The organism is Streptomyces sp. NPDC048671, from assembly GCF_055587045.1.
Map to the genome: position 1 here is coordinate 130196 of NZ_JBVJHB010000009.1, position 25509 is coordinate 155704.

Below are 25509 nucleotides of genomic sequence, written 5' to 3' on the forward strand. Positions count from 1 at the left end.
GTACGGCTAGAGGATCAGCGACAGCAGCAGGATGAAGGCCAGCGAGACCACCGAGATGATGGTCTCCATCACCGACCAGGTCTTCACCGTCTGGCCGACGTCCATCCCGAAGTACTCCTTCACCAGCCAGAACCCGGCGTCGTTGACATGGCTGAAGAAGAGCGAGCCCGCGCCGACGGCGAGGACCAGCAGCGCGGCGTGCGAGGTCGACATGCCGGTTGCCAGCGGGGCGACCAGGCCGGCGGCCGAGATGGTGGCCACGGTCGCGGAACCGGTCGCGAGCCGGATCCCCACGGCGATCAGCCAGCCGAGCAGCAGGGCGGGTATCGACCAGTTCTCGGAGAACTCAAGGATCATCCGGCCGACACCGGCGTCGATGAGGGTCTGCTTGAAACCGCCGCCCGCGCCCACGATCAGCAGCACGCCCGCGATCGGGGCGAGGGACTTCTCGACGGTGGTGGAGAGCCGGCCCTTGGTGAATCCGGCCGCCCGGCCCAGCGTGAACATGCCGACGACGACGGCGGCGAGGAGCGCGATCAGCGGGGAGCCGATCACATCGGTGACCCGCTGGACACCTTGCTCGGGGTCGTCCACCACGATGTCGACAAGTGCCTTGATCAGCATGAGGACGACGGGCAGCAGAATCGTGGCCAGCGTCGCGCCGAAGCTGGGCCGGCGGTCCAGGTCCTCGGACGGGCGCTGCGGGATCATCTTCTCCGGCGCCTTGATGTCCACCCAGCGGGCGGCGTAGCGGGAGAAGACCGGACCGGCGATGATCACCGTCGGGATCGCGACCAGCACCCCGAGGGCCAGCGTGACGCCCAGGTTGGCGTTGAGCGCGTCGATCGCGACCAGCGGGCCGGGGTGCGGCGGAATGAGTCCGTGCATCACGGAGAGACCGGCCAGCGCCGGGATGCCGATCCGCATCAGGGAGTAGTTGCCGCGCTTGGCGACCAGCAGCACCACCGGGATCATCAGCACGATCCCGACCTCGAAGAACAGCGGCAGGCCGATGATCGAGGCGATCAGGACCATCGCCCAGGGCATGGCCCGTCCGCTCGCCCTCGCGAGGATGGTGTCGACGATCTGGTCCGCGCCGCCGGAGTCCGCGAGGAGCTTGCCCAGGATCGCGCCGAGCGCGATCAGGACACCGACGCCCGCGACGGTCGAGCCGAGGCCCGCGGTGAAGCTCGCGATCGTCTTCGCCGGCGCCGCGCCGGCGAACGAACCGAGGGCCAGCGAACCGATGGTCAGTGCGAGGAACGCGTGCATCTTGAACTTGGTGATGAGCAGGACGATGACGGCGATGCCCGCGAGTACGGCGATGCCCAACTGCGCGTTGCCGGCCGAGGTGATCGGTTCGACGGCGTCCGCTGCCAGCGTCTCGACGCTGAGACTGGTCACGGTGATGATCCTTAGTTGTCCAGCCGGCGCAGTGCCGCGACGGCTCGCTGGGAGATCTCTTCGGGGGTGCCGGACACATCCACGGCGACGCCGGCCTCGTCGCCCTCAAGGGGCTGGAGGGTGGCGAACTGGGAGTCGAGGAGCGCGGTCGGCATGAAGTGGCCCTTGCGGTCCGCCATCCGTTCCTCGATCAGGGACCGCTCGCCGGTCAGATGGAGGAACAGGGCACCGGGGGCCTCGCCGCGCAGCCGGTCGCGGTAGACCCGCTTCAGCGCGGAGCTGCTGACCACGCCGCCGAGCCCGGCCCGGCCGTGTGCCCACTGCCCGATCGCGTCGAGCCAGGGCCACCGGTCGGCATCGTCCAGCGGGGTGCCGGCCGACATCTTGGCGATGTTCGCGGGGGGATGGAAGTCGTCGCCCTCGGCGTACGGAACGCCCAGTGCGGCGGCGAGCAGGGGACCGATCGTGGTCTTGCCGGTCCCTGCCACGCCCATCACCACGACGACGTGGGGGGTGCTCATTACGGTGCCTCGCTGTTCTCTTCGATGTCTTCCTCGACATCGGTCTCGCGCTACTGAAACCTATACGTACGACTTATTCAAGATGCTGTGATGAAAACGTCGTACTTAATATTCCCCTGGGGGTCCCCGTACTCTTGGCTCATGACCACACAGAGCCAGGGGCTGCATACACATGTGCTGGACACCCTGGGTCTGGAGATCGCAGCGGGTGAGCACCTGCCCGGTCAGGTGCTGCGTACTGATGAAATGGCCCAGCGATTCGATGTCTCGCGCACGGTCGTACGGGAAGTGATCCGCGTCCTGGAGTCCATGCACCTGGTCGAGTCCCGGCGCCGGGTCGGCGTGACCGTGCGGCCGGCCGAGGAGTGGAACGTCTACGATCCGCAGGTCATCCGGTGGCGGCTGGCCGGCACCGACCGCCCGCGCCAACTGCGCTCACTGACGGTCCTGCGCTCGGCGATCGAGCCCGTCGCCGCCTCGCTCGCCGCCCGCCACGCCACCGCGGACCAGTGCGCACAGCTCACCGAACGGGCCCTCGGCATGGTCGCCACCTCGCGCGGCCAGCAACTGGAGGGGTACCTCGAACACGACATCGCCTTCCACCGGATCGTCCTCAACGCCTCCGGCAACGAGATGTTCGCGCGCCTCGGTGACGTGGTCGCCGAGGTCCTGGCGGGACGCACCCACCACCAGGTGATGTTCGAGGACCCCGACCCCGCGGCCGTCACGCTCCATGTCCGGCTCGCCGAAGCCGTGCGCGAGGGCGACGCGGCGGAGGCGGAGCGGCTGACGAAGGAGATCGCGGTGGGCGCCCTGCACGAACTCGACGTGCTCGCCCCCTGATCCGCGCCCCCCGCGGGGGAAGCGGCCCGTCCGGCAGGATCAGCCGGTGTGGCCCTCAAGGCCGCCGTGGCCCACCGCGTACGGTTGGCCGTGATCGATCTCAGTGAAAGTCGATAAAGGGAGACCAGGGGAATGGCGCAGCAGGTACAAGGGGTCATCGCACCGGGAAAGAACGAGCCGGTACGGGTCGAGACGATTGTGATCCCGGACCCCGGCCCCGGCGAGGCCGTGGTGAAGATCCAGGCGTGCGGTGTGTGCCACACCGATCTGCACTACAAGCAGGGCGCCATCAACGACGAGTTCCCCTTCCTCCTCGGCCACGAGGCCGCGGGTGTCGTGGAGTCCGTCGGCGAGGGTGTCACCGACGTGGCACCGGGCGACTTCGTCGTCCTCAACTGGCGTGCGGTGTGCGGACAGTGCCGTGCCTGTCTGCGCGGCCGCCCCTGGTACTGCTTCGACACCCACAACGCCAAGCAGAAGATGACCCTGCTCGACGGCACGGAGCTGTCGCCCGCGCTCGGCATCGGCGCCTTCGCCGAGAAGACCCTGGTCGCCTCCGGCCAGTGCACCAAGGTGGACCCCGAGGTCGCCCCGGCCGTCGCCGGACTCCTCGGCTGCGGCGTGATGGCGGGCATCGGCGCCGCCATCAACACCGGCCAGGTCGGTCGCGGCGACTCGGTCGCCGTCATCGGCTGCGGTGGTGTCGGTGACGCGGCGATCGCCGGCGCCCGGCTGGCCGGAGCGGCGAGGATCATCGCCGTGGACATCGACGACCGCAAGCTGGAGACGGCGAAGAAGATGGGTGCCACGCACACCGTCAACTCCCGCACCCAGGACCCGGTCGAGGCTATCCGCTCGCTCACCGGCGGCAACGGCGCCGACGTCGTCATCGAGGCGGTCGGCCGCCCGGAGACGTACAAGCAGGCGTTCTACGCCCGCGACCTCGCCGGCACCGTCGTCCTGGTCGGCGTCCCCACCCCGGAGATGCAGCTCGAACTCCCGCTCCTGGACGTCTTCGGCCGCGGCGGCTCGCTCAAGTCCTCCTGGTACGGCGACTGCCTGCCCTCGCGCGACTTCCCGATGCTCATCGACCTGCACCAGCAGGGCCGGATCGACCTCGGCGCGTTCGTCACCGAGACCATCGCGATCGGAGACGTCGAGCAGGCCTTCGCCCGGATGCACGACGGCGACGTCCTGCGTTCGGTGGTGGTCTTCTGATGACCGCCCGCATCGACCACCTCGTCACCTCCGGCACCTTCGCCCTCGACGGCGGCGAATGGGACGTCGACAACAACGTCTGGATCGTCGGGGACGACACCGAGGCGGTCGTCATCGACGCCGCCCACGACGCCGCCGCCATCGAGGCCGCACTCGGCGGCCGCACGCTGCGCGCCATCATCTGCACCCACGCGCACAACGACCACATCGACGCGGCACCCGCGCTCGCCGACGCCACCGGCGCACCGATCCTGCTGCACCCCGACGACCTGCCGCTGTGGAATCAGACCCACCCGGACCGGGCCCCCGACGGCGAACTGGCCGACGGCCAGGAGCTGAGCGTCGCCGGGACGAGCCTCATCGTCCTGCACACCCCAGGCCACGCGCCCGGCGCCGTCTGCCTGTACGCCCCCGAGCTGTCCACCGTCTTCACCGGTGACACGCTCTTCCAGGGCGGGCCCGGCGCCACCGGCCGGTCGTTCTCCCACTTCCCGACGATCGTCGCCTCGATCAGGGACCGGCTGCTCGCCCTGGACCCGGCCACCGCCGTCCGCACCGGGCACGGCGACTCCACGACCATCGGCGCGGAGGCCCCGCACCTGGACGAATGGATCGCCCGCGGCCACTGATGCCGGCCGCGCGGCGGAGTTCACCCCTCCGGCCACGCGGAGAGCCGCAGCCCGCTCTCGAAGCGGCGCGGCCCTCCCGTGACCGGATCGGTGAACTCCAGCACCCGTGCCAGCAGCTGGAGCGGGTGCGACCAGTCGTCGGGCGCACCCTCCGCCTCGACCACCGGATAGACCGGGTCATGGACGAGCGGCAGCCCCAGGCTGTTCATATGGACCCGCAGCTGGTGCGTCCGCCCGGTGGCGGGCAGCAGCCGGTACCGCCCGAGCCCCGCCCGGTGCTCCAGCAGCTCGATCCGGCTCTCGCTGTTCGGCTCGCCCGGCTCCTCACGGGCGGCGATCACCCCGCGCTCCTTCACGATGCGGCTGCGCACGGTGCGCGGGAGGACCAGCCGGGGGTCGTACGGCGCCACCGCCTCGTACTCCTTGAGCACCAGACGGTCCCGGAACAGCGTCTGGTACGCGCCCCGCTCCTCGGGCCGGACGACGAACAGCACCAGTCCCGCCGTCAGCCGGTCCAGCCGGTGCGCCGGTTGCAGCAGGGGAGCGCCCAGCTCGCGGCGGAGCCGGGCCACAGCCGTCTCCGTGATGTGCCGGCCGCGCGGCGTCGTCGCCAGGAAGTGCGGTTTGTCCGCGACGACCAGGTGCTCGTCGCGGTACACGACACCGACCGGGAACGGCACCGGCTCCTCCGGCGCGAAGTCCCGGTGGAACCAGAGGTACCGGCCCGCCCCGTACGGCTCCCGGCCCGTGACCGTGCCCCGGACCGAGACGAACAGGCCACCCGCGAGCATGGCGTCGACCCGGTCCGCCCCGATCGCCTCGCCGAACCGAGTCAGCAGATGATCACGGACCGTGGGCCACTGCCCGCCGGGATCCTCCGGGAGCCGCACCCGGACCGGATCGACCCCGTCACGCTGCGGCAGCGGGGGCGGGGGAGGCTTCGCGCGGCCCCTCACCGGGGCCCGCCCGCTGTTCCGCCCGGCCCGGGGGTGCTGGTTGTCATGGTGCGGGGAATCCTTCCACAGGAACGGCGCCCCGCGCGCCGGACCCGTCAGGCGCGCGGGAGCGTCACCTTCTCGGCGCCGCAGCCGACGCGCTCGGCCTCCGCCGCGACATAGCCGGGCAGCAGATCACGGGTGAGCGCGAAGCCGCCCTTGCCCGTCTGCGCCAGCTGCTCCACCACGAACACCACGGGACCGGTCTGACAGGACGCCCGGTACACCGCCCGGTTCCCGGTCAGCTTCCCGTAGCCCGTGGTGCCCTTGACGGGAGCGCCGGACCGCAGCACGTCCCAGGAGTAGATCTCGGTCAGCGCCGGGTCCACCACCGTCGTCATCCGCAGCACCGGGTCGCGGGAGCTGCCACCGGCCTCGCAGACCCGGGCCGGCCCGTCGTCGCCACCGCCGACACGGGTGCGCGACAGCTCCTTGCGGTGGGCCGCCGGTAGGGCGAGCCCCTTGGTGCCGCAGAGGGCCGCCGCGTCGGCGTCCTGCCAGGTCACGACGGCCGGCAGGCTCCGCGGTGACCGGTAGCTGCCCGAGCAGCCGAAGGACCGGATGACCCCGTTGGCCGCCTCCACCAGGGTGTCGGTGAGAGCGGTACGGTCCTCCCGCGCGAATTCCGTCGAGATCTCCAGGCCCGCCCGGCCCATGCCGACGTCCACCACGGTGGGCCCGGAGAGGTCGCCGCGCCCCGTGCAGCCCTGCGGCAGCGCCAGCCAGCCGCGCGACGAGGACACCATGCCGGGGAGCCCCTCGCCCAGTGACACCATGCCGGCCGCGAGGAACTCCTGGGGCCACTGCCTTCCGTCGGTCCCTCTCAGGCCGTCCAGCTGGTGCACATTGACGGTCATCTGACGGATGGCCCGGTCATTCTTGAAACTGGTGATGCGGCACTGCCCGTACGACGGCACGCCACCCTGCGGACTGTCCTGCAGCGACTGCTCGTCGACCTCGATCCTGCGGTCACCGAAGAGCTCCGACACGGTGGCGCCGCCGAGCGAGTCCCAGCAGGGAGCGGGCCCGAGCAGCGGGAGGGTGTCGGTGCGCCAGGCGACCGCACCGGCGCCGAGCAGCGCGCCGACCATACCGGCGGCGGTGACGGCACGGGCCGTCCGGCTCCGCAGCAGACGGCGCACGAAGGAGGGGCGGTCGTCCGCCGGGACGGCGGGCTCTTCCCGGTCCGTGCCGCCGCCCTCGGGGCCGGTGGGTCCGGTTCCGCCGGGGCTTCCGTCCTCGGGGCCGGCGGGTCCGGTTCCGTCGGGGCTTCCGTCCTCGGGAACGGTGGGTCCGGTTCCGTCGGGGCTGCCAACTCCGGGGACGCTGGGTCCGGTTGCGTCGGGGCCGGCGCCTTCGGGGTACTTGTCCTCGCTCACGCGTCCTCACCGTCCCCGCACCCGATGCGCTGGCCCACGGACTCCGCGAAGCGTTCGAACACCCGCCGGTCGTCGGGTCTGCCCCGGCCCTTCAGTCCGGTTTCCACGTTTCCGTAGAACACCGTCGGACGGCCCCCGCAGGTCCTGCGCAGCAGGCCGTGGCCGGCGCCGGCGGGAAGGCCGTCGAACAGTGCGACCATGCGCGGTTGGCGCGCCATCACGTACTGCGCCGACGGTTCGTCGGGCGCTCGCGCGGTCTGCCACACCACCGAACACGTCTGGAGCCGGTCGGTGACCGTGCCCACCTGCTGCTTGTAGCGCGAACCCTCGCCGAAGTCGAAGGTCATGCCGGGTATCCGGCACAGCGGACTCTGCGCCCCCTCGTCGCGCTCGGCCACCGTCACCAGGGGCGACGTCGTGTGCAGCGGCTTGCCCGGTGCGCAACCCGCACTCTTCATCGTGGTGTTGGCGGCGTCGAGCAGCATCCGGCCGACAGCGGCGGTGTTGCCGATCGCGAACGGCATGGCCACCTTGCCGAGATGGCCGTCGCCCGAGCTCTCGCTCCGGATCGTCACGGCTGAGGCTCTGCCGTCCGCGTCGCACTCCCGGGGCAGCACCAGCATGGCCCGGTCAGCGGCGACCAGTCCGTCGAGCCCGTCCGGGAGCGGCGAGGCCGAGCCGTGGAAGTACTGGGCTATCCAGGCCCGGCGCTCCTTGGCGCCGGCGGGGACGGGCCCGTACTCCAGAGTGATCTGCTCCTTGAAGGTGAGCGGCTGGTCCGAGTCGTCGTCCTCGACCTCGGAGGTCACCGCCAGTGTGCAGGTGCCGTGCGGGCGGCCGGCCGAAGGCGGCGCGGACTCGGTGACCCGCCGCTCCGAGCCGGACTTGCCGAGCGCCTCGTCGCCGAGGAACGACGCGCCGCTGTTCTGCTCCCACGCGCCCCAGCAGTAGGTGTCGCGGAACGGCCAACTATCGGTCGCCCACAGGCCGATGCCGGACACGAGCACCGCCCCGGCGACCACTCCGGCAAGGACCGCGGCCCGCCGTTTACCCCCGCTGACCATGACATTTCCCCCTAGCGAACCGCGACGGACACAGCAGAGCGCCGATGCTACGTCGTCACCGTCGGTGGCCGGACCGAGGGGCGCTGCCCGCGGTGTCCGGCGCGCACTCCGACTACGCGACAACCGGGGGCGGAACCCGAGGCGTTGGCCGAGAGCGTCCTCGCGAGCCGCCCGGTGGGCCTGCGTGCCGGCGTCGCCCCGGACCGGTGGGTTAGGCTGCGCGGCCATGACTACCGGGACGGCCTCGCGCCACACACGGATCGGCGACCCGGCGCTCCACTGAGCGCCGTACGGGCCGGTGTCGGCCCGCTGTCCGACCGAGGATCCGGCGCTGCCGCGCGGGCTCCGCCTCCTGTCGTGTCGACCACGGATCGATACGTCAACCACGACAGGAGAACTCATGCCCACCAAGATGCTGCGGATTCCCACCGCGGACGGCCAGGCCGACGCCTTCGCCGCCTTCCCCGACCGCGGCGAGCGGCACCCAGGGGTGCTGATGTACGCGGACGGCTTCGGTATCCGGCCCGCGCTGCGTGAGATGGCTCGCGAACTGGCCGGACACGGGTACTACGTGCTCGTCCCCCATCTCTTCTACCGGCACGGCCCGGCGCCGGTGATCGAACTTCCCGAGCACATCGGCGAAGAGGCCCGGCCCCGGGTCATGGCCCAGGTGATGCCCCTGATCCAGGCGCACACCGCTGAACGCGTCCTGAGCGACGCCGACGCCTACCTCCGGTTCCTCACCACCCGGCCCGAGGTCGCCGCCGGTCCGGTCGCGGTGACCGGATACTGCGTCGGCGGCCTCCTGGCGATGCGCACCGCTGCCGCCCACCCCGGCCAGGTGGCCGCCGTCGCCGGATTCCACGCCCCCGTGGGCGCCGACGGGCCCGGCCTCTTCTCCGGACTCACCGCTCAGGTGTACCTCGGTCACGCCGAAGGCGACATGACGCCCGAGGCGCTCCGCGACCTCAACCGGTCCCTGGATGCCGCGGGTGTCGGCCACACCTCGGAGATCTACCCCGGCACCGTCCACGGCTTCACCATGTCCGACACCGACGCGTTCAGCGCCTCCGGGCTGAAGCGCCACTGGGACCGCCTGCTGCCCCTCCTGGAGCGCACCCTGGGCGGCGGCTGAGGCAGCGGCCGGGATCCGGCCGCCACCGCGGGGCGAGCGTCACTCCGGCAGCCCGGTGAGCCTGGCGGCCACGGCGTCGAGGACCCATTCCAGGCCGGTCGCGAAGGACGTCTCGGCGTCCACGTCGGTGCCGTCGTACACGGCCCTGGACAGCGCCGGGAAGCGGCCCGTGGCCAGCGTTCTCGTCAGATGCGGGCCGCGGGCGCGCTGCCAGTCGTGCTTGGACAGGCCCGTGGCGCGCTCGGCCCGCAGGTTCGCGATCTCCCGCCTGATCGCGCCGGTGAAGTAGGCGCTGACGGTCTCCACGGCGCGCATGACGGTGTCGATGCCGGCGCGGCCGTCGAGGGCGGACAGCGTGGCCTCGGCCACGGCGAGGCCGTTCGGTCCCAGGGCCGGGCGGCCGCCGAGCAGGTCGGCCAGCCATTCATGACGGAGAGCGGCCTGCCTGGTGCGGTGGGCGAGGACGCGCAGCGCCTCCCGCCAGTCGTCGGGCCGCTCCTCGGGGAGGATCTCCGCCTGGACCTCGTCCAACATGAGGTCGAACAGCTCCTCCTTGGTGGAGATGTACCCGTACAGCCGCATCGGGCCCGCGTTCAGCCGGCCGGCGACCTTGCGCACCGACACCGCCTCCAGCCCGCCCTCGTCGGCCAGCGCGACGGCGGCGGCGACGATCCGCTCCCGGTCGAGCGGCACGGGGCGATTCGGCGGCTCCGGCCGGTCCCACACAGTCATGGCGACATCGTACGCTTGCGATGCATTGTATCGAATATATACAGTGTATCGACATGAGACATCGCATCGCCGTGGTCGGGGGCGGTCCTGCCGGCCTTACCTTCGCCCGTGTCCTGCACCGCCATGGTCACCCCGTCGCCGTCCTCGAACGCGATCCGGCGCCCGACGCCCGCCCCTCGGGCGGCACGCTGGACCTGCAAGAAGGGCTGGGCCAGCTCGCCCTGGACAAGGCGGGGCTGCTGACGGAGTTCCAGGAGCTGTCCCGCCCCGAGGGGCAGGCCATGCGCATCCTGGACCCGGACGGGACCGTCCTGCGGGACTGGCGACCCCGTCCGGATGACCGGGCCAATCCCGAGATCGACCGCGGGCAACTCCGTGACCTGCTGCTCGGCCCCCTAGACGTCCGGTGGGGACGGGGCGTGACGCGGGTGGTGCCGGGGACACGGGACGGCGCACTGGTCCACTTCGCGGACGGGCGGCAGGAGACGTTCGACCTCGTGGTCGGCGCGGACGGCGCCTGGTCCCGGATCCGCCCGGCGCTCTCGTCGGCGACACCGCACTACACCGGCGTCACCTATGTCGAGACCTCCCTCGATGACGTCGACACCCGCCACCCCGACCTCGCCCGGTTGGTCGGTGACGGTTCCGTGGCTGTGTTCGGCGTGAACCGGGCTCTTGTCGCCCAGCGCAACAGCGGCGGCCACGTCAAGGTGTACGCCCAGTTCCGCGCGCCGCTGGACTGGTACACGATCCTGGACCTGGCCGACGTCGAGGCCGTGCGGTCGAGTCTGCTGGCTCTGTTCGACGGCTGGGCCGCTCCCGTCCTCGACCTCATCCGCCACGGCGCCGCCTTCGCCCACCGCCCCCTCTACGTCCTGCCCGTGTCCCACACCTGGACCCACGTCTTTGGGGTGACGCTGCTGGGCGACGCCGCTCATCTGATGCCCCCTCTGGGAGCGGGCGCGAACCTCGCGATGCTGGAAGGCGCCGAACTCGCCGAGTCCATCGCCACCGCCACCGCCACCGCCATCGGCACCGGCACCGGAGACCTGGACGAGGCCGTCCGCGCCTTCGAGGAGCGGATGTGGGCACGGGCCGGCAGGTGGGCGAGGATGACGGCGGCCGGTCTGGAACGCCTCGTGAGCCCGGACCCCGCCGAGGCCCTCGCCGTCTTCGACGAGGTCCAGCCGTCCTGACCGCCGGGCGTGAAAGCACGCCGCAGCCCGGGAAACAGAAAAACCCCACACGAAGTGGGGTTTCTGCTGGTGTCCGAGGGGGGACTTGAACCCCCACGCCCGATAAAGGGCACTAGCACCTCAAGCTAGCGCGTCTGCCATTCCGCCACCCGGACCAGGTGTTTGTCTCGCGGGCGCTGCCCGTTCCGACGTGGAAAACCATAGCAAACATTAAGAGGTGCTCGATCACGCCCGGGTCCGTGTGAAGGGCGCATGACGAGAGGTGGGGGGCCTTGGGTGTGCGGGCCGGGCGCGGGAGGATGAGGGGGAGCACCGCAGCGACAGTGGAAGGAACCAGCGTGAGCGAGACCAGAGCGGCCCGGACCGGCTCGGGCGAGAGCGCCGAGAACGAGGTCGTGGACCTCTGTCGTGATCTGATCCGGATCGACACCAGTAACTACGGGGACCATTCGGGGCCGGGCGAGCGGCTGGCCGCCGAGTACGTGGCGGAGAAGCTCGCGGAGGTCGGGCTGGAGCCGCGGATCTTCGAGTCCCACAAGGGCCGCGCCTCCACGGTGGCGCGGATCGAGGGCGAGGACTCCTCCAAGCCGGCCCTGCTGATCCACGGCCACACCGATGTCGTCCCGGCGAACGCCGACGACTGGACGCACCACCCGTTCTCGGGGGAGATCGCGGACGGCTGCGTGTGGGGCCGCGGCGCGGTCGACATGAAGGACATGGACGCGATGACCCTCGCGGTCGTGCGCGAGCGGATGCGCAGCGGCCGCAAGCCCCCGCGGGACATCGTGCTGGCCTTCCTCGCGGACGAGGAGGCGGGCGGCACCTACGGGGCCCGCTTTCTCGTCGACAAGCACCCCGACCTGTTCGAGGGCGTCACCGAGGCGATCGGTGAGGTCGGCGGCTTCTCGTTCACGGTCAACGAGAACCTGCGGCTCTACCTCGTGGAGACCGCCCAGAAGGGCATGCACTGGATGCGGCTGACCGTGGACGGCACGGCCGGCCACGGTTCCATGACCAACGACGACAACGCGATCACCGAGCTGTGCGAGGCGGTCGGGCGGCTCGGGCGGCACAACTGGCCGGTGCGGGTGACCAAGACGGTGCGGTCCTTCCTGGACGAGCTGTCCGACGCGCTGGGCACGCCGCTGGACCCCGAGGACATGGACGCCACGCTGGCCAAGCTGGGCGGCATCGCCAAGATGGTCGGCGCCACCCTGCGCAACTCCGCCGCCCCCACCATGCTGGGCGCGGGCTACAAGGTGAACGTGATCCCCGGGCAGGCCACCGCCCATGTCGACGGCCGCTTCCTGCCGGGGTACGAGCAGGAGTTCCTGGCCGACCTCGACCGGATCCTCGGCCCGCGCGTCAAGCGCGAGGACGTGCACGGCGACAAGGCACTGGAGACCGATTTCGACGGTTCGCTGGTGGACGCGATGCAGATCGCGCTCAAGGCGGAGGACCCGATCGCCCGCGCGGTCCCGTACATGCTCTCGGGCGGTACGGATGCCAAGTCCTTCGACGACCTGGGTATCCGCTGCTTCGGATTCGCCCCGCTGAAGCTCCCCCCGGAGCTCGATTTCGCGGGCATGTTCCACGGCGTGGACGAGCGGGTGCCGGTCGACGGTCTGAAGTTCGGCGTCCGGGTTCTCGACCGTTTCATCGACAACAGCTGACCTCGCGCCGAGTTAATCGACAGCGTGTGCGTACAGACCGGAATGAGTGAAAGGGGCTTCCTGCTCGTAGCCCGATTGCTTTCTCCTCGTTACAGGTGATGCGGTCCGCGGCTGGGGCCGCGTTTGCCAACTAGGAGGAATAATGATCAAGAAGATCGTCGCCGCTGCGGCTGTCACCGGTGGTCTGGTGCTCGCGGGCGCCGGCATGGCCGTCGCCGACTCCGGCGCCCAGGGTGCCGCTATCGGCAGCCCCGGCGTGCTCTCGGGCAACGTCATCCAGGTTCCGGTTCACGTTCCCGTGAACCTGTGCGGCAACAGCGTCTCCGTGATCGGGCTGCTGAACCCCACCTTCGGCAACACCTGCGTCAACGCCTGACGTTGTGCGTCAACCCGCAAGGGTTTGAGCCCGGTCGGCCCCGGAGTGCGCGCCATGTGCTCCGGGGCCGTCGGGTCCTTTGCCTCCGCACGGTCAAGTCCGGGGGTATTCCGGAAGGTAGAAGGCAGGAAACAACCTATGCGACAGGTCACGCGTAAAGGCCTGATCACCATGGCGGCTGCGGGCGGCGTGCTCGCGCTCAGTGGCGGTTACGCGCACGCCGACGCGGGAGCGTCCGGCGGCGCATCGAATTCCCCGGGGGTGCTTTCAGGGAATTCGGTACAGATTCCGGTCGACGTACCGGTGAACGTCTGCGGTAACTCCGTGAGCGTCGTCGGACTGCTCAACCCGGCCATGGGAAACACTTGCAAAAACGGTTCGGGAGGTGCGGCCGCGGGCCGGACCGGATCGACCGCGGGTACGTCGGGCGCCCAGGCGTCGGACAGCCGGACCTCCGGCACCCGCGCGTCGGACGACCGCGGCCAGGGGGCGCGGACGGGCACCGGCAAGCACCGGGCCGCCCGCAGCGACAACGGGGGCGGGGCAACGGCGGAGGGGTACGCACAGGGCTCACCCGGTCTGCTCTCGGGCAACCAGGTCCAGGTCCCCATCGACATCCCCGTGAACGCCTGCGGGAACAGCATCGACATCGTCGGGCTGCTGAACCCCAGCTTCGGCAACACGTGCGAGAACGAGAGCACGCCGCAGGTCGACGTTCCGGTCCCTCCGGTCACCCCGGTCACCCATGAGGCACCGCCGGCACCCGGACCGCGCACCGTCCCGAACGTGCCGGAGCCGCAGAGCATGCCTGAGGGCACCCCGCAGCTCGCACACACCGGATCGGGCGGGCTCGACCTGCTGATCCCGGCGAGCGCGGGTCTGCTGCTGGCAGGCGCGGGCACGGTGCTCTACCGCCGCGGCAGGGCCGCCTAGGAGAACCGGCACCAGGCACAGTAACGGCGAAGGGAGCGGGCCCCGCGGCAGCGGGGCCCGCTCCGTTTCACCAGGTGGCCCGCAGCTGGCGGATGATCCGGCGACGCAGCCGAACCCGGCGGCTGCCGTCGCGACGCAGCGACAGCCGGTCCAACTCCCAGTGCCCGTACTCCGCGTGGTCGGTCAGCAGGCGGGTCGTCTCCTTCCGGGACACCCCGCGCGGCACGTACACGTCGACAAATTCGTATTCCGGCATCGCATCTATTGTGCGGGCAGAGCCCCTGTACGGATAGCGTCTGCCCTATGTCTGATGCTGCGCAGCCATCCGCTGCCGAGGTACGCGCCGCCGCTGATGCGGTCAAGGTCGCGCTCGACCGTCACCTCGACGCGGTCGAACGCCGTTCCGGGGACGACGACCCCGCCGTTTATGACGCGTTCAACGCACTGGCCGCTGCGGCGGAGGTCTATGACGAACTCCTCTACGACCGCCATGACGAGGTCACCCCCTTCGAGATTCCGGGCGCGGAGGACTCCCTGCCGCCCTACAGCGGTCCCGAGGAGCCGAACGCACTCAGTGTGCTGATCCGCCGCGACTACGCGGTGGTGGAGCCGCAGCGGCTGCTCACCCAGGCGCAGCGACTCGCGGACCTGGACCCGGACGGCCGGGGCAGCGAGAGCGCGGCCGTGGTCGGCAGCAGCGTCCACGCGGCGCTGGGGGTGCTGTTCGGGGAGTACGAGGCGGACGAGATCGCGTCCCGGCACACGGAATTCGGCCTTGAGGAGGGTGACTCCACCCTCTGGGTCGCGGCGGCGGACGAACTGCCGGAGCCGGGGGAGTGGCTGGGCGCGCCCTTCGACGACGCGGACCCGCAGCTGGTGATCTGCCGGTTCGACGTCAGTGCCGTCTTCGACGAGGACGAGCTGGACGGGGAGCCGGCCGGTCTGGCGACGGACGGCTCCTGACCGGTCCGTCCTGTGCCCTACAGCCGTGACCGTCCCGCGGTGACCGGTGCCGTGCCGCGGGGCCGGGCGGATGCGCGACGCATCCGCCCGGCCCCGCGGTCTCACCCGTCCGACGCCTCCAGCAGCGTGCGCAGCCGGGTGGTGCGGTCCTGCGCGGGGGACTGGGCGACCGCGCGCGGCAGGGCCTGATCCACTCCGTGCACCACGGACAGATGCCGCTCACCCCGGCCGAAGGCGGTGTAGACCCAGGGGCGGCTGAGCCCCTGAGCCGCGTCACCGGGCAGCACGACGACCACCGCGGGCCACCGCATCCCGGCCGCCTGATGGGCGCTGAGCGCCCAGGCGTGGCGCACGGACGCCTCCACCCGCTCCTGCGGCACGACGACCGGGGTCCCCGCACAGTCCAGGTGCAGGCCCTCGGCATCGGCCGAGACGACCACGCCGGGCACGGTCCTGCCGGGCGCGGGGACATGGGCGATCCGGTCGCCGGGGTCGAACCCGCCGAACTGTCCGGGGCCGGGGTTGAGCCGCTGCTTGAGCGCCTCGTTCAGCGCCCGGGTGCCGGCGGAGCCGCCGTGGCCGACGGTGATCACCTGGGTGTCGGACGACGGCACGCCGATGGCGCGCGGCACCGAGTCGGCGACCAGCTGCACCGTGCGGTGCACCGCCTCGCCCGCGTCACGCACGGGCACGATCACCACTTCCCGGCCCGGCGCCGCCACCTGGTTCAGTTCCCCGACGCCGATGCCGGAGACCAGCTCACCGATCGGGCCGGGGTCCGGCGTACGGGAGACGATCTGCGGGCACGCACGGGCGGCCAGCACATCGGCGAACACCCGCCCCGCACCCGCCGACCCCAGCACGCCCGGATCGCCGCTGAGCACCAGACGGGTCCCGTCGGCGAGGGCCTCCACCAGCATCGCGCCGGTCTCGACGTCGAGCTGCGGGGCGTCCAGCACGACGAGCAGGTCGACGGCCACGGCCCCCTCCTCGTCCCGTCCGGGGCCCTCGGTGCCGGAGAGCAGCCCGGCCAGTGTGACGGCCGCCGACGGGTCACCGACCGCCTCGGCCAGCCGCTGCCTGCCGTCCACGCTGTGGGTGGCGCCCAGCGCCCGCAGACCGAGGCCGCCCGCCGCCGCGATCAGCGCGGCGGGCTCGGCCCTGGCCGCCTCGCCGCCGGTGTGCGCGACGAGCCCGTGGGCCGCGGCCGTACGGATCAGCTCGGCGGCCGAGGGGGAGGGCGCCGACGCGGCGGCGTCCGACCAGTCGGCGTCCTTCTCGCAGGCGTTCACCAGCCGGGCCAGCCCGTCGGCGAGGCTCTCCTCGGCCAGCGCGTACCGGTCGAGGCCGAGGAACACCTGCACCGGCTCCCGCCCGTCCCCGGCCTCCGCGCCCTGGTCGGCGTCGGCGTCCGCGTCCGGGGCCTGTGCCGGGTCCTCGGACTCCTCGGTCTCCTCGTCCTCCGGGCCGTCCTGGAAGACCAGGACGACGCCCTCGGCGACGGCGTGCTGCACGGCCGCTTCGGGGTCGGTCACCGCCCGCCCGGCGAGCGCGGCCCGTACCTCCGTCGCGTCCAGCGCGGTGTGGCCCTGGAGCGCGGCGCGCTCCAGCAGCCAGCCGACCAGGGCCGCGGTACGCCGCTCGTCGTCGGGCCCGCACGCGTCGCCCAGGAGCGCCCGTGCGAAGCCGTCCGCCTGCTCGGGACCGACGCCGGGGAGGGAGAGCAGCTGCCAGGGGTCCTCGCGCAGGGCGTCGGCCGCCTGTGCGCCGAGCGTTCCGGCGGCCGGGGCTGCCAGGCTCTCCGGAGCCCCGCCGGCGGCCAGCACGGCCGCCACGGCGGCGACCGCCTCGGGAGCGGCGCCCAGGGGGGCGCGGGCGGACTCGGGAGCCCGTTCCCGGACCGGGGGCGGCGCGGGGACGGTCCGGCGGGGCGCGGTGGGAGCGGGGGAGTCGAAGAACGCGGCTCCCGGCTTCTCGCCGCTCTCCACGGCGCGTACGGCGGCCAGCAGATCGGCGGCCGGCCCGCTCAGTTTCGTACCGGCGGGGATGGGGCCGTCCTTCTCGGCCTTGCGCTTCTCGATCCGCTCCAGCAGCTCGCGCTGGGCGGCCAGCTCCGCCTCGGCCTCGGAGACGGCCGCGGCAGCGGCGGTGTCGCCGCCGGCGCTCCCGTCGGTCCCCGCGGCGGGGTCCGTGCCGGCCGCCGCTTCGTCCGTCCCGTCCGTGTCCGTGCCGTCGGGTGCGGCGGCCGTCACCTCGTCGGCCGTCTCCCCGCCGGTGGCCGCCTCGTCATCGGTACCGTCGTCGCTCGCTTCGGCGGTCGCCTCGTCGGTCCCGGCGGCTGACTCCTCGGCCGGGGAGTCCGTAGAGGCGTCCGCGACAACGCTGTCGTCGTCGGTGGCCGAGGGGCCGGGGGATTCCCCCCGGGGAAGCGCAGTCACAGCGTGCTCCAGTCCTGGTCGGGATAGCGGTGCACGGGCGCCGACACATCGTCGAGCGCGCGGCAGATCTCGTCAGGAAGACTAAGCGCCTCCACTGACAATGCCTCCGCGAGCTGCCGCGCGTTGCGCGCGCCGACGATCGGGGCCACCACTCCCGGCCGGTCCCGCACCCAGGCGAGCGCCACCTGGAGCGGCGTCGTGGCCAGCCCGTCGGCCGCGGTCGCCACGGCGTCCACGATGCGGCTCGCCGGGTCGTCGAGGTACGGCTCGACGAACGGGGCCAGCAGTTCGGAGGCGCCGCGCGAGTCCGCCGGGGTGCCGGTGCGGTACTTGGCGGTCAGCACGCCCCGGCCCAGCGGCGACGACGGCAGCAGCCCGACACCGAGGTCGAGCGCCGCCGGCAGCACCTCGCGCTCCACGCCCCGTTGCAGCAGCGAGTACTCCATCTGCGTACTGGCCAGCCGGGTCCGCACGCCGGGCGAGGCCAGCTGCCAGGTCGCGGCCTTGGCCAGTTGCCAGCCGCAGAAGTTCGACACCCCCGCGTACCGGGCGCGCCCGCTGGACACCGCCAGGTCGAGTGCCTGGAGCGTCTCGTCCAGCGGCGTCACCGGGTCGAAGGCGTGCACCTGCCACAGGTCCACATAGTCGGTGCCGAGCCGCGACAGCGAGGCGTCGAGGGCGGCCAGCAGATGCCCGCGCGAACCGTTGAACCTGCGGTAGGGGTCGGGCACGCTGCCGGCCTTGGTGGCGATGACCAGATCGCGCCGCGGCACCAGGCTGTCGACGAGGCGACCGAGCAGGTACTCGGACTCGCCGCCGCCGTACACGTCCGCGGTGTCGACCAGGGTGCCGCCCACCTCCCAGAAGGCCTTCAGCTGCTCGGCAGCGTAGTGCTCGTCGGTGTCCCGGCCCCAGGTGAGGGTGCCGAGCCCGATCCGGGACACTCGAAGGCCGGTGCGGCCGAGATGCCTCTGCTCCATGGGCGCTGAGATTACTGGCCAGGGGTCCACTCGTCGCAGGGCTGTGGACAACCGGGGCCCGGGGCGCCCCCTGCCGCATCGCGTTCCCGCGCGCTAGAGTCCGGAGCACAGGGACGTTACTGATCAGTAAGGAGAGCGGCTATGCGGCTCGGCATCAATCTCGGCTACTGGGGCGCGGGTATGGACGGGGACAACCTCGCCGTCGCGCAGGAGGCCGACCGGCTCGGCTACGACGTCTGCTGGGCGGCCGAGGCGTACGGATCGGACGCCCCGACCGTGCTGACCTGGGTGGCCGCGCAGACCGAGTCCATCGACGTCGGCTCCGCGATCATGCAGATCCCGGCCCGCCAGCCCGCCATGACGGCGATGACCGCGGCCACCCTCGACTCGCTCTCCGGCGGCCGGTTCCGGCTCGGCCTCGGGGTGTCCGGACCGCAGGTCTCCGAGGGCTGGTACGGCGTCAAGTTCGACAAGCCGCTGGCCCGCACCCGGGAGTACGTCGAGATCGTCCGCAAGGCGATGACCCGCGAGCGGCTGTCGTACGAGGGGCAGCACTGGACGCTCCCGCTGCCGGACGGGCCGGGCAAGCCGATCAAGCTGACCGTGCACCCGCAGCGCGAGCACATCCCGCTGTACATCGCCGCGATCGGCCCGAAGAACATGGAGCAGACCGGCGAGATCGCGGACGGGGCGCTGCTGATCTTCCCCTCCGCGGAGCACCTGGAGGACACCGCGGTGAAGCATCTGCGGGCGGGCCGGGAGAAGGCCGGCAAGACCATGGAGGGCTTCGACGTCTGCCCGACCCTGCCGCTCGCCGTCGGCGACGACGTCAACGGCCTCGCCGACATGTTCCGGCCGTACACCGCGCTGTACGTCGGCGGTATGGGCAGCCGCAAGCAGAACTTCTACAACCAGCTCGCCCAGCGCATGGGGTACGAGAAGGAAGCCGCCGAGGTCCAGGACAAGTACCTGTCCGGCGACAAGAGCGGTGCGGCCGCCGCCGTACCGCACCAGCTGATCGACCAGACCACGCTGCTGGGATCGGTGGAGCGGATCTCCGACCGGATGCAGGCCTACGCGGCCGCGGGGGTCACGACCCTGACCCTGGCCCCGGCCGGCTTCACGCTCGACGAGCGGATCGCCGCGCTGCGCGCCGGTACGGAGGCGCTGGAGCGGTCCGGTCTCGCCTGAGCCCTGTTTCCGGACACGATGGGGCCCGTTCCGAAAGCAGGGCGGCACTACGGCCGTGGTGGGGGCTCGGGGGCCTCCCCGCCACGGCCGTCACGCGGAACAACGCGACCGGGGCGGTTGGGTTACGGGGCAGTGCGGAAACGATTCGCCAAAGGCCTGTCCGCACCGCGCGCACGTTCGGCCCAGTGCGGGGGCCTTCCTGTTGCCCGTCGGGGCCGGGAGCATTTGACTGTCCCTCGGCGGATGCCGGCACGGAGGTGGCAGTGATGCTCTCGGCAAAGAACCTGTTCCAGGAGATTCTCGACGACGACGAGTCGTTCCGGCTGTTCTGCTCCATCGCCGCCGGTGGTGAGTCCCAGGGAGGCTGGGAGAACGGCCGCATCGCGGCCCTCGCACCCGCCAGCCAGCGCGCGCTTGCCCCCAAGATCGCCCGGCACGGCGCCGACGAGGACAAGCACGGCCGGATCTTCAACGCCCTGCTGAGCAAGCGCGGCCTGGTGCCCGTCGAGGTCCCGCACGAGACCGACTACACGATGCTGCTGGAGAAGTACGGCATCGGCCTCGCCCATGAGCAGCTGGGGCGGGAGGAGCCGCTCGCCGAGCGCGACATCATCACCTACCTCGCACACAGCCGGGTGACCGAACAGCGCGCCTCCGAGCAGATGCGGCTGCTGCGGAGGTATTTCGCCGACCACCCCGACCTGGGCCGCGCGGTGCGGATGATCTCCAACGACGAGGACAACCACCTGGCGTACTGCCACGAGGAACTGCTGCGCTTCGCCCGGTCGGGACACGGCCGTACGATCCAGAGCATCCTGCGCGAGTGCGCGCTCGCCGAGATCCGGGTCTACCGCGATGTCAGCCTCGCGGTGATGGACCACATGGGCCGCATCCTGGGCTGGCCGAGGGCCAAGGCCGCGCTGCTGGCGGCGGGAATCCACGCCGTCTACGCGTACGAGCGCCTCGTGGGCTGGCGGCGCATGGTGAGCCTGGCGCCGCCCGAGCGGCGGGACGCGCTGGGCGGTCCGGCCGTGCCGGCACCCGAGTACGGCTGAGAGGCTGCCGGGCGGCCTCCGGGTCCGGGACCGGTACCCGTCAGAGCCAGCCGCGCCGCTTGAACTGCCGGTACAGGCCCAGGACCACACCCGCCATCAGCAGGATCACCGCCGGATAGGCCCACGCCCACTTCAGCTCCGGCATGTGCTTGAAGTTCATGCCGTAGATCCCGGCGACCATGGTCGGCACCGCCGCCATCGCCGCCCAGGCCGAGATCTTGCGCATGTCGTCGTTCTGCCGCACTCCCATCTGGGCGAGATGCGCGGACAGGATGTCGGAAAGCAGCCGGTCGAGACCCTCCACCTGCTCGTTGGCGCGCGTCAGGTGGTCCTGGACGTCCCGGAAGAAGGGCTGCGACCGGTCGTGGACGAAGGGCACCCCCGCGCCCGCCAGCCGGGCCATCGGGGTGGCCAGCGGGACCGTCGCCCTGCGGAACTCCAGCACCTGGCGCTTGAACGTGTAGATGCGGGCCGCGGTGTTCTTGGAGTCGGCGGTGGCGGTCGGGGCGAAGACCTCCGTCTCCAGCTCCTCCAGGTCGACCTGGAGCTCGCCCGCGACATCGATGTAGTGGTCCACGATCGCGTCGCTGATCGCGTACAGCACCGCCGTGGGCCCGTGCTTGAGCACTTCGGTCTCGGCCTCCAGCCGGCGGCGCACGGCGGCCAGCGGCGCACCCTCGCCGTGCCGGACCGTCACCACGAACGAGTCGCCTATGAACACCATCAGTTCGTCCGTGCTGACCGTGTCGCTCTCGTGGTCGTACACGACCGGCTTTATCACCGCGAACAGCGAGTCGTCGTACACCTCCAGCTTCGGGCGCTGGTGCGCGGCCAGGGCGTCCTCCACCGCCAGCGGATGCAGCCCGAACTCGCTGCTGACCAGTTTGAACTCCTTCTCCGTCGGCTCGTGCAGGCCGATCCACAAGAAGGCGTCACCCGTGGCCCGAGCCTCTTCGAGAGCATCGGAGAAGTCGGCCGGGCCGTCGGTGCGGCGTCCGTCCCGGTAGATGGCGCAGTCCACAATCACGGCGCGCATTCTGCCCTGCTCCGGTCCCCGGCGCACGTTTGCCGGAGCGTCGGCCTACGCTGGCCGGTATGCCCACCCTGATCCTCGTACGCCACGGACGCTCCACCGCCAACACGGCCGGGGTGCTCGCGGGCCGCACCCCCGGCGTCGCGCTCGACGAGCGCGGCGCCGAGCAGGCCGCGGCGCTCCCCGGCCGGCTGGCCGCACTGCCCCTCGCCGCGGCCGTCAGCAGCCCCCTGCAGCGCTGCCGCGAGACGCTGCGGCCGCTGCTCGACGCCCGGCCGGACCTGCCGCTGCACACCGAGGAGCGGATCAGCGAGTGCGACTACGGCGACTGGTCGGGCCGCAAGCTCGCGGAGCTCGCCGACGAGCCGCTGATGACGGTCGTGCAGCAGCACCCGTCGGCGGCGGCGTTCCCCGGCGGCGAGTCCATGAGGGCGATGCAGGCACGCGCCGTCGACGCGGTCCGGGAGTGGGACGCGAGGATCGAGGCGGAGCACGGCGAGAACGCCGTCTACGTGATGTGCTCGCACGGCGACATCATCAAGTCCCTTGTCGCCGACGCGCTCGGCATGCATCTGGACCTCTTCCAGCGGGTCCACGCCGACCCGTGCTCGGTCACCGCGATCCGTTACACCAGGCTGCGGCCCTTCCTGCTGAGGCTCGGCGACACGGGCGATCTCGCCCCGCTGGCCCCGCGCGAACCGGCCCCCGACGAGGGCGGGGCGGCGGGCGGAGGGGCGGATGCCGCGGTCGGGGGCGGCGCTGGGGCGCCGTGATCGCTCCGCGCAGTAGGGTGGACGCGCCGTAGGCGCCATTCCGGGAGGACTCTCCCGGGCCCCGGCCGACCCCCATCCGCGTCAAATCACAAGGGAGACAGGACGTGTCCCGTCAGGTGTTCCTCTACGACCCCCCGGACCGTTTCGTGGCCGGTACGGTCGGGCTGCCTGGACGTCGTACGTTCTTCCTGCAGGCATCCTCAGGCGGACGTGTCACCAGCGTTGCCCTGGAGAAGACCCAAGTCGCCGCGCTCGCCGAGCGGGTGGACGAACTGCTCGACGAGGTGGTCCGCCGCACCGGGGGGAATTCCCCGGTGCCCGCGGTGGCCCCGATGGACGTCACCGACACCGCTCCGCTCGACGTACCCGTCGAGGAGGAGTTCCGGGTCGGCACGATGGCACTCGCCTGGGACGGCGAGGAACAGCGCATGATCGTCGAGGCACAGGCCCTCGTCGAGCTGGACGCGGAATCCGTCGAGGATCTCGCGGAGGCCGAGGAGCGGCTGCTCCAGGACGAGGAGAACGGCCCGCCGATGCTCCGGGTCCGGCTCAGCGGGGCGCAGGCCCGCGCCTTCGCCAAACGAGCCCTGGACGTCGTGAACGCCGGCCGCCCGCCGTGCCCGCTGTGCAGTCTCCCGCTCGATCCGGAAGGACACGTATGCCCCCGCCAGAACGGATACCGCCGCGGGGCCTGACCGACGCCGAGCGGGTGACCCTGCTCGGCAAGGGCGAGCTCACCGTTCTCGGACAGGTGCGGGGGGCCTCCAACGCGGTGCTGTACTGCTCGGTCGCGTACGAGGGCGAGCAGGCGCACTGCGTCTACAAGCCGGTGGCCGGCGAACAGCCCCTGTGGGACTTCCCCGACGGCACGCTCGCCCAGCGCGAGGTGGCCGCCTACGAGGTCTCCGAGGCGACCGGCTGGGGTCTGGTGCCGCCGACCGTGCTGCGGGACGGGCCCTACGGCGAGGGCATGTGCCAGCTGTGGATCGAGGCCGCGCCGCAGGACGAGGGCGTACCGGGGCTGCTCGCGCTCGTCGAGGACGAGGAGCCGGCCCAGGGCTGGAAGGCCGTGGCCCTCGCCGAGGTCGGTGAGGGCAAGACGGCGCTGCTGGTCCACGCGGACGACCCCAGGCTGCGGCGGCTCGCGGTCCTGGACGCGGTGATCAACAACGGCGACCGGAAGGGCGGGCACCTGCTGCCCGCGCCCGACGGCCGGCTGTACGGCATCGATCACGGCGTCACCTTCAACGCCGAGGACAAGCTGCGCACCCTGCTGTGGGGCTGGGCGGGCGAGCCGCTGCCGGCGGAGGCCGTGGAGGTGCTGGACCGGCTGGCCGGGGAGCTGGAGGCGGGGGCCGCACTGGTCACCCGGCTGGGCGAACTGATCACCGCGGCCGAGATCGAGGCTCTGCGGGCCCGCGTGGCGGGGCTGCGGTCCACGGGGCTCCACCGGGAGCCGAGCGGTGGGTGGCCGGCCATTCCGTGGCCGCCGGTATAGGCCGGGGCCCGGCGGGCGGCCCCTGACGCGACCGTCCGTCCCGGACCGGCGCGGGTGCGCGGGCGGGGGAGCGACGCACCTTTCGGGGCGGCGCGCAAGAGTGCCTCTTCGGACAGGTTGCCCCCTCCGGTTCGTATCCGGAAGCCGCGTCCGGTTACGCTCATTGCATGCATGCCTGGCCCGCTTCTGAGGTCCCCGCCCTGCCTGGCAAGGGCCGCGACCTTCGGATCCACGACACCGCGACCGGCGGACGGATCACCCTTGACCCCGGTCCCGTCGCCCGCATCTATGTCTGCGGCATCACGCCGTACGACGCGACCCATATGGGTCATGCGGCGACCTACAACGCGTTCGACCTCGTTCAGCGCGTGTGGCTCGACACCAAGCGGCAGGTTCACTATGTCCAGAACGTGACCGACGTGGACGATCCGCTGCTGGAGCGGGCCGTGCGCGACGGTGAGGACTGGACCGAGCTCGCCGAGCGCGAGACGGCCCTGTTCCGTGAGGACATGACTGCCCTGCGCATGCTCCCGCCGCAGCACTACATCGGAGCCGTCGAGGCGATACCCGGCATCGTGCCGCTCGTCGAACGACTCCGGGACGCGGGCGCCGCCTACGACCTCGACGGCGATGTGTACTTCTCCGTCGACACCGACCCGCGCTTCGGCCAGGTCTCCAACCTGGACGCCGAGGCGATGCGGCTGCTCTCCGCCGAGCGCGGCGGCGACCCGGAGCGCCCCGGCAAGAAGAACCCCCTCGACCCGATGCTCTGGATGGCCGCCCGCGAGGGCGAGCCGAGCTGGGACGGCGCCTCGCTCGGTGCCGGCCGGCCCGGCTGGCACATCGAGTGCGTCGCCATCGCCCTGGACCATCTCGGCATGGGCTTCGACGTCCAGGGAGGCGGCTCCGACCTCGCGTTCCCGCACCACGAGATGGGTGCCTCGCACGCCCAGGTGCTGACCGGCGAGCACCCGTTCGCCCAGGCGTACGTGCACGCCGGAATGGTCGGCCTGGACGGCGAGAAGATGTCGAAGTCCAAGGGGAACCTGGTCTTCGTCTCGGTGCTCCGCCGCGACGGCGTGGACCCGGCGGCGATCCGTCTCGCCCTGCTCTCGCACCACTACCGGTCCGACTGGGAGTGGACCGACCAGGTGCTCGCCGACGCGGTGGACCGTCTCGCGCGCTGGCGCGCCGCCGTCTCGCGGCCCGACGGGCTCAGCGCCGACGCCCTGGTCGAGGAGGTCCGCGAGGCCCTCGCCGACGATCTGGACACCCCGACGGCACTGGCCGCGGTGGACCGCTGGGCCGAGCGGCAGACCGCCGGGGGCGGCACGGACGAGGGGGCGCCGGGACTCGTCTCGCGCACCGTCGACGCGCTGCTCGGTGTCGCGCTGTAACCGCCCGCGGGATCACATCCGTTCACCGGCCCCGAACTTCTTGTGAAGTTCGGGGCCGGTTCCGTTTTATCCATGGTCAAATG

The 25509-nt window shown here is 71.8% G+C and carries 25 protein-coding genes and 1 tRNA gene; 15 read left to right on the top strand and 11 right to left on the bottom strand.

The features are described from left to right. Positions 1 to 6: 6 nt before the first annotated feature. Positions 7 to 1404 (bottom strand): GntT/GntP/DsdX family permease, encoded by a 1398-nt coding sequence (locus tag ACZ6S6_RS19500; protein ID WP_362956363.1) that lies wholly within the window; start codon positions 1402 to 1404, stop codon positions 7 to 9. Positions 1405 to 1415: 11 nt separating this feature from the next. Next, positions 1416 to 1925 carry a gluconokinase gene (locus tag ACZ6S6_RS19505; RefSeq protein ID WP_362956360.1) on the bottom strand — a complete coding sequence of 170 codons (510 nt, stop codon included), beginning with the start codon at positions 1923 to 1925 and terminating at the stop codon, positions 1416 to 1418. A 141-nt stretch (positions 1926 to 2066) separates the two neighbouring features. Between ACZ6S6_RS19505 and ACZ6S6_RS19510 the strand changes: the two genes are divergently transcribed. The 3 genes from ACZ6S6_RS19510 to ACZ6S6_RS19520 all read left to right on the top strand — a co-directional run bounded on the left by ACZ6S6_RS19510 (position 2067) and on the right by ACZ6S6_RS19520 (position 4615). Further along, positions 2067 to 2768 (top strand): FadR/GntR family transcriptional regulator, encoded by a 702-nt coding sequence (locus ACZ6S6_RS19510; RefSeq protein ID WP_469706359.1) that lies wholly within the window; start codon positions 2067 to 2069, stop codon positions 2766 to 2768. A 132-nt stretch (positions 2769 to 2900) separates the two neighbouring features. After that, positions 2901 to 3986, top strand: a complete 1086-nt coding sequence (locus ACZ6S6_RS19515; RefSeq protein ID WP_469706360.1) for an S-(hydroxymethyl)mycothiol dehydrogenase — start codon at positions 2901 to 2903, stop codon at positions 3984 to 3986. Beyond that, a complete protein-coding gene (locus tag ACZ6S6_RS19520) occupies positions 3986 to 4615 on the top strand; it encodes an MBL fold metallo-hydrolase (RefSeq protein WP_469706361.1) in 630 nt (209 codons plus the stop codon). The genes ACZ6S6_RS19515 and ACZ6S6_RS19520 overlap by 1 nt, the downstream gene beginning before the upstream one ends. A 20-nt stretch (positions 4616 to 4635) precedes the next feature. Here ACZ6S6_RS19520 and ACZ6S6_RS19525 read toward each other — a convergent pair whose 3' ends face one another. The 3 genes from ACZ6S6_RS19525 to ACZ6S6_RS19535 form a co-directional block, all read right to left on the bottom strand. After that, positions 4636 to 5571, bottom strand: coding sequence for a pseudouridine synthase (locus ACZ6S6_RS19525; RefSeq protein ID WP_469706362.1), 936 nt, complete (start codon positions 5569 to 5571; stop codon positions 4636 to 4638). Between the two features lie 95 nt (positions 5572 to 5666). Beyond that, positions 5667 to 6989 (bottom strand): hypothetical protein, encoded by a 1323-nt coding sequence (locus ACZ6S6_RS19530; RefSeq protein ID WP_469706363.1) that lies wholly within the window; start codon positions 6987 to 6989, stop codon positions 5667 to 5669. Then, on the bottom strand, positions 6986 to 8053 hold the full coding sequence (locus tag ACZ6S6_RS19535) for a hypothetical protein (protein ID WP_469706364.1): 1068 nt from the start codon (positions 8051 to 8053) through the stop codon (positions 6986 to 6988). Before ACZ6S6_RS19535 ends, ACZ6S6_RS19530 begins: the two co-directional genes overlap by 4 nt. Before the next feature lie 400 nt (positions 8054 to 8453). Between ACZ6S6_RS19535 and ACZ6S6_RS19540 the strand changes: the two genes are divergently transcribed. Continuing rightward, positions 8454 to 9188 (top strand): dienelactone hydrolase family protein, encoded by a 735-nt coding sequence (locus ACZ6S6_RS19540; protein WP_469706365.1) that lies wholly within the window; start codon positions 8454 to 8456, stop codon positions 9186 to 9188. A 39-nt stretch (positions 9189 to 9227) separates the two neighbouring features. Here the strand turns inward: ACZ6S6_RS19540 and ACZ6S6_RS19545 are convergent, their stop codons facing one another. Further along, on the bottom strand, positions 9228 to 9920 hold the full coding sequence (locus ACZ6S6_RS19545) for a TetR/AcrR family transcriptional regulator (RefSeq protein ID WP_469706366.1): 693 nt from the start codon (positions 9918 to 9920) through the stop codon (positions 9228 to 9230). Positions 9921 to 9973: 53 nt separating this feature from the next. Between ACZ6S6_RS19545 and ACZ6S6_RS19550 the strand changes: the two genes are divergently transcribed. Continuing rightward, complete coding sequence (locus tag ACZ6S6_RS19550) at positions 9974 to 11116, top strand: FAD-dependent oxidoreductase (RefSeq protein ID WP_469706367.1); 1143 nt, start codon at positions 9974 to 9976, stop codon at positions 11114 to 11116. 67 nt (positions 11117 to 11183) lie between these two features. Here ACZ6S6_RS19550 and ACZ6S6_RS19555 read toward each other — a convergent pair. Then, positions 11184 to 11271, bottom strand: a tRNA-Leu gene (locus ACZ6S6_RS19555). Between the two features lie 183 nt (positions 11272 to 11454). On the opposite strand from ACZ6S6_RS19555, the gene ACZ6S6_RS19560 reads away from it, so the two are divergent. From ACZ6S6_RS19560 to ACZ6S6_RS19570, 3 genes are all read left to right on the top strand, one after another. Beyond that, positions 11455 to 12789 carry a M20/M25/M40 family metallo-hydrolase gene (locus ACZ6S6_RS19560; RefSeq protein WP_362956335.1) on the top strand — a complete coding sequence of 445 codons (1335 nt, stop codon included), beginning with the start codon at positions 11455 to 11457 and terminating at the stop codon, positions 12787 to 12789. 142 nt (positions 12790 to 12931) lie between these two features. Continuing rightward, positions 12932 to 13165 (top strand): chaplin, encoded by a 234-nt coding sequence (locus ACZ6S6_RS19565; protein WP_362956332.1) that lies wholly within the window; start codon positions 12932 to 12934, stop codon positions 13163 to 13165. Between the two features lie 138 nt (positions 13166 to 13303). Next, the gene (locus ACZ6S6_RS19570) at positions 13304 to 14098 is read left to right on the top strand and encodes a chaplin (RefSeq protein ID WP_362956329.1); all 795 of its coding nucleotides are present in this window, start codon (positions 13304 to 13306) and stop codon (positions 14096 to 14098) included. A 67-nt stretch (positions 14099 to 14165) separates the two neighbouring features. On the opposite strand, the gene ACZ6S6_RS19575 is transcribed toward ACZ6S6_RS19570, so the two are convergent. Then, a complete protein-coding gene (locus tag ACZ6S6_RS19575; protein WP_250970632.1) occupies positions 14166 to 14354 on the bottom strand; it encodes a DUF5703 family protein in 189 nt (62 codons plus the stop codon). 47 nt (positions 14355 to 14401) lie between these two features. On the opposite strand from ACZ6S6_RS19575, the gene ACZ6S6_RS19580 reads away from it, so the two are divergent. Beyond that, positions 14402 to 15061 carry a hypothetical protein gene (locus ACZ6S6_RS19580; protein WP_362956327.1) on the top strand — a complete coding sequence of 220 codons (660 nt, stop codon included), beginning with the start codon at positions 14402 to 14404 and terminating at the stop codon, positions 15059 to 15061. 101 nt (positions 15062 to 15162) lie between these two features. On the opposite strand, the gene ACZ6S6_RS19585 is transcribed toward ACZ6S6_RS19580, so the two are convergent. Together ACZ6S6_RS19585 and ACZ6S6_RS19590 are read right to left on the bottom strand one after the other, a co-directional pair. Further along, a complete protein-coding gene (locus ACZ6S6_RS19585; protein WP_469706368.1) occupies positions 15163 to 17499 on the bottom strand; it encodes a helix-hairpin-helix domain-containing protein in 2337 nt (778 codons plus the stop codon). Beyond that, positions 17496 to 18479 (bottom strand): aldo/keto reductase, encoded by a 984-nt coding sequence (locus ACZ6S6_RS19590; protein WP_362956321.1) that lies wholly within the window; start codon positions 18477 to 18479, stop codon positions 17496 to 17498. The genes ACZ6S6_RS19585 and ACZ6S6_RS19590 overlap by 4 nt, the downstream gene beginning before the upstream one ends. Before the next feature lie 141 nt (positions 18480 to 18620). Between ACZ6S6_RS19590 and ACZ6S6_RS19595 the strand changes: the two genes are divergently transcribed. Together ACZ6S6_RS19595 and ACZ6S6_RS19600 are read left to right on the top strand one after the other, a co-directional pair. After that, positions 18621 to 19670 (top strand): LLM class F420-dependent oxidoreductase, encoded by a 1050-nt coding sequence (locus tag ACZ6S6_RS19595; RefSeq protein ID WP_362956318.1) that lies wholly within the window; start codon positions 18621 to 18623, stop codon positions 19668 to 19670. 266 nt (positions 19671 to 19936) lie between these two features. After that, entirely contained in the window at positions 19937 to 20725 is a 789-nt protein-coding gene (locus ACZ6S6_RS19600; protein WP_362956316.1) for a ferritin-like domain-containing protein, read from the top strand. Between the two features lie 40 nt (positions 20726 to 20765). On the opposite strand, the gene corA is transcribed toward ACZ6S6_RS19600, so the two are convergent. After that, the gene (gene corA / locus ACZ6S6_RS19605) at positions 20766 to 21761 is read right to left on the bottom strand and encodes a magnesium/cobalt transporter CorA (protein WP_362956313.1); all 996 of its coding nucleotides are present in this window, start codon (positions 21759 to 21761) and stop codon (positions 20766 to 20768) included. Between the two features lie 59 nt (positions 21762 to 21820). On the opposite strand from corA, the gene ACZ6S6_RS19610 reads away from it, so the two are divergent. The 4 genes from ACZ6S6_RS19610 (at position 21821) to mshC (ending at position 25426) form a co-directional block, all read left to right on the top strand. Next, positions 21821 to 22531, top strand: coding sequence for a histidine phosphatase family protein (locus ACZ6S6_RS19610; protein WP_469706369.1), 711 nt, complete (start codon positions 21821 to 21823; stop codon positions 22529 to 22531). 104 nt (positions 22532 to 22635) lie between these two features. After that, positions 22636 to 23226, top strand: coding sequence for a DUF3090 domain-containing protein (locus ACZ6S6_RS19615; RefSeq protein WP_123528141.1), 591 nt, complete (start codon positions 22636 to 22638; stop codon positions 23224 to 23226). Then, entirely contained in the window at positions 23190 to 24029 is an 840-nt protein-coding gene (locus ACZ6S6_RS19620; RefSeq protein WP_362956307.1) for an SCO1664 family protein, read from the top strand. Before ACZ6S6_RS19615 ends, ACZ6S6_RS19620 begins: the two co-directional genes overlap by 37 nt. A 167-nt stretch (positions 24030 to 24196) precedes the next feature. Beyond that, positions 24197 to 25426 (top strand): cysteine--1-D-myo-inosityl 2-amino-2-deoxy-alpha-D-glucopyranoside ligase, encoded by a 1230-nt coding sequence (mshC, locus tag ACZ6S6_RS19625; RefSeq protein ID WP_362956304.1) that lies wholly within the window; start codon positions 24197 to 24199, stop codon positions 25424 to 25426. The last annotated feature ends 83 nt before the right edge of the window (positions 25427 to 25509 follow it).

What these genes read in the sequence shown, in the direction of transcription:
- ACZ6S6_RS19600 (WP_362956316.1), top strand. Translation starts at nt 19,937, where the DNA reads ATGCTCTCGGCAAAGAACCTGTTCCAGGAGATTCTCGACGACGACGAG.
- ACZ6S6_RS19515 (WP_469706360.1), top strand. Translation starts at nt 2,901, where the DNA reads ATGGCGCAGCAGGTACAAGGGGTCATCGCACCGGGAAAGAACGAGCCG.
- ACZ6S6_RS19535 (WP_469706364.1), bottom strand. Translation starts at nt 8,053, where the DNA reads ATGGTCAGCGGGGGTAAACGGCGGGCCGCGGTCCTTGCCGGAGTGGTC.
- ACZ6S6_RS19580 (WP_362956327.1), top strand. Translation starts at nt 14,402, where the DNA reads ATGTCTGATGCTGCGCAGCCATCCGCTGCCGAGGTACGCGCCGCCGCT.
- ACZ6S6_RS19595 (WP_362956318.1), top strand. Translation starts at nt 18,621, where the DNA reads ATGCGGCTCGGCATCAATCTCGGCTACTGGGGCGCGGGTATGGACGGG.
- ACZ6S6_RS19520 (WP_469706361.1), top strand. Translation starts at nt 3,986, where the DNA reads ATGACCGCCCGCATCGACCACCTCGTCACCTCCGGCACCTTCGCCCTC.
- ACZ6S6_RS19540 (WP_469706365.1), top strand. Translation starts at nt 8,454, where the DNA reads ATGCCCACCAAGATGCTGCGGATTCCCACCGCGGACGGCCAGGCCGAC.
- ACZ6S6_RS19545 (WP_469706366.1), bottom strand. Translation starts at nt 9,920, where the DNA reads ATGACTGTGTGGGACCGGCCGGAGCCGCCGAATCGCCCCGTGCCGCTC.
- ACZ6S6_RS19620 (WP_362956307.1), top strand. Translation starts at nt 23,190, where the DNA reads ATGCCCCCGCCAGAACGGATACCGCCGCGGGGCCTGACCGACGCCGAG.
- ACZ6S6_RS19570 (WP_362956329.1), top strand. Translation starts at nt 13,304, where the DNA reads ATGCGACAGGTCACGCGTAAAGGCCTGATCACCATGGCGGCTGCGGGC.
- ACZ6S6_RS19610 (WP_469706369.1), top strand. Translation starts at nt 21,821, where the DNA reads ATGCCCACCCTGATCCTCGTACGCCACGGACGCTCCACCGCCAACACG.
- mshC (WP_362956304.1), top strand. Translation starts at nt 24,197, where the DNA reads ATGCATGCCTGGCCCGCTTCTGAGGTCCCCGCCCTGCCTGGCAAGGGC.
- ACZ6S6_RS19565 (WP_362956332.1), top strand. Translation starts at nt 12,932, where the DNA reads ATGATCAAGAAGATCGTCGCCGCTGCGGCTGTCACCGGTGGTCTGGTG.
- corA (WP_362956313.1), bottom strand. Translation starts at nt 21,761, where the DNA reads ATGCGCGCCGTGATTGTGGACTGCGCCATCTACCGGGACGGACGCCGC.
- ACZ6S6_RS19550 (WP_469706367.1), top strand. Translation starts at nt 9,974, where the DNA reads ATGAGACATCGCATCGCCGTGGTCGGGGGCGGTCCTGCCGGCCTTACC.
- ACZ6S6_RS19590 (WP_362956321.1), bottom strand. Translation starts at nt 18,479, where the DNA reads ATGGAGCAGAGGCATCTCGGCCGCACCGGCCTTCGAGTGTCCCGGATC.
- ACZ6S6_RS19505 (WP_362956360.1), bottom strand. Translation starts at nt 1,925, where the DNA reads ATGAGCACCCCCCACGTCGTCGTGGTGATGGGCGTGGCAGGGACCGGC.
- ACZ6S6_RS19575 (WP_250970632.1), bottom strand. Translation starts at nt 14,354, where the DNA reads ATGCCGGAATACGAATTTGTCGACGTGTACGTGCCGCGCGGGGTGTCC.
- ACZ6S6_RS19510 (WP_469706359.1), top strand. Translation starts at nt 2,067, where the DNA reads ATGACCACACAGAGCCAGGGGCTGCATACACATGTGCTGGACACCCTG.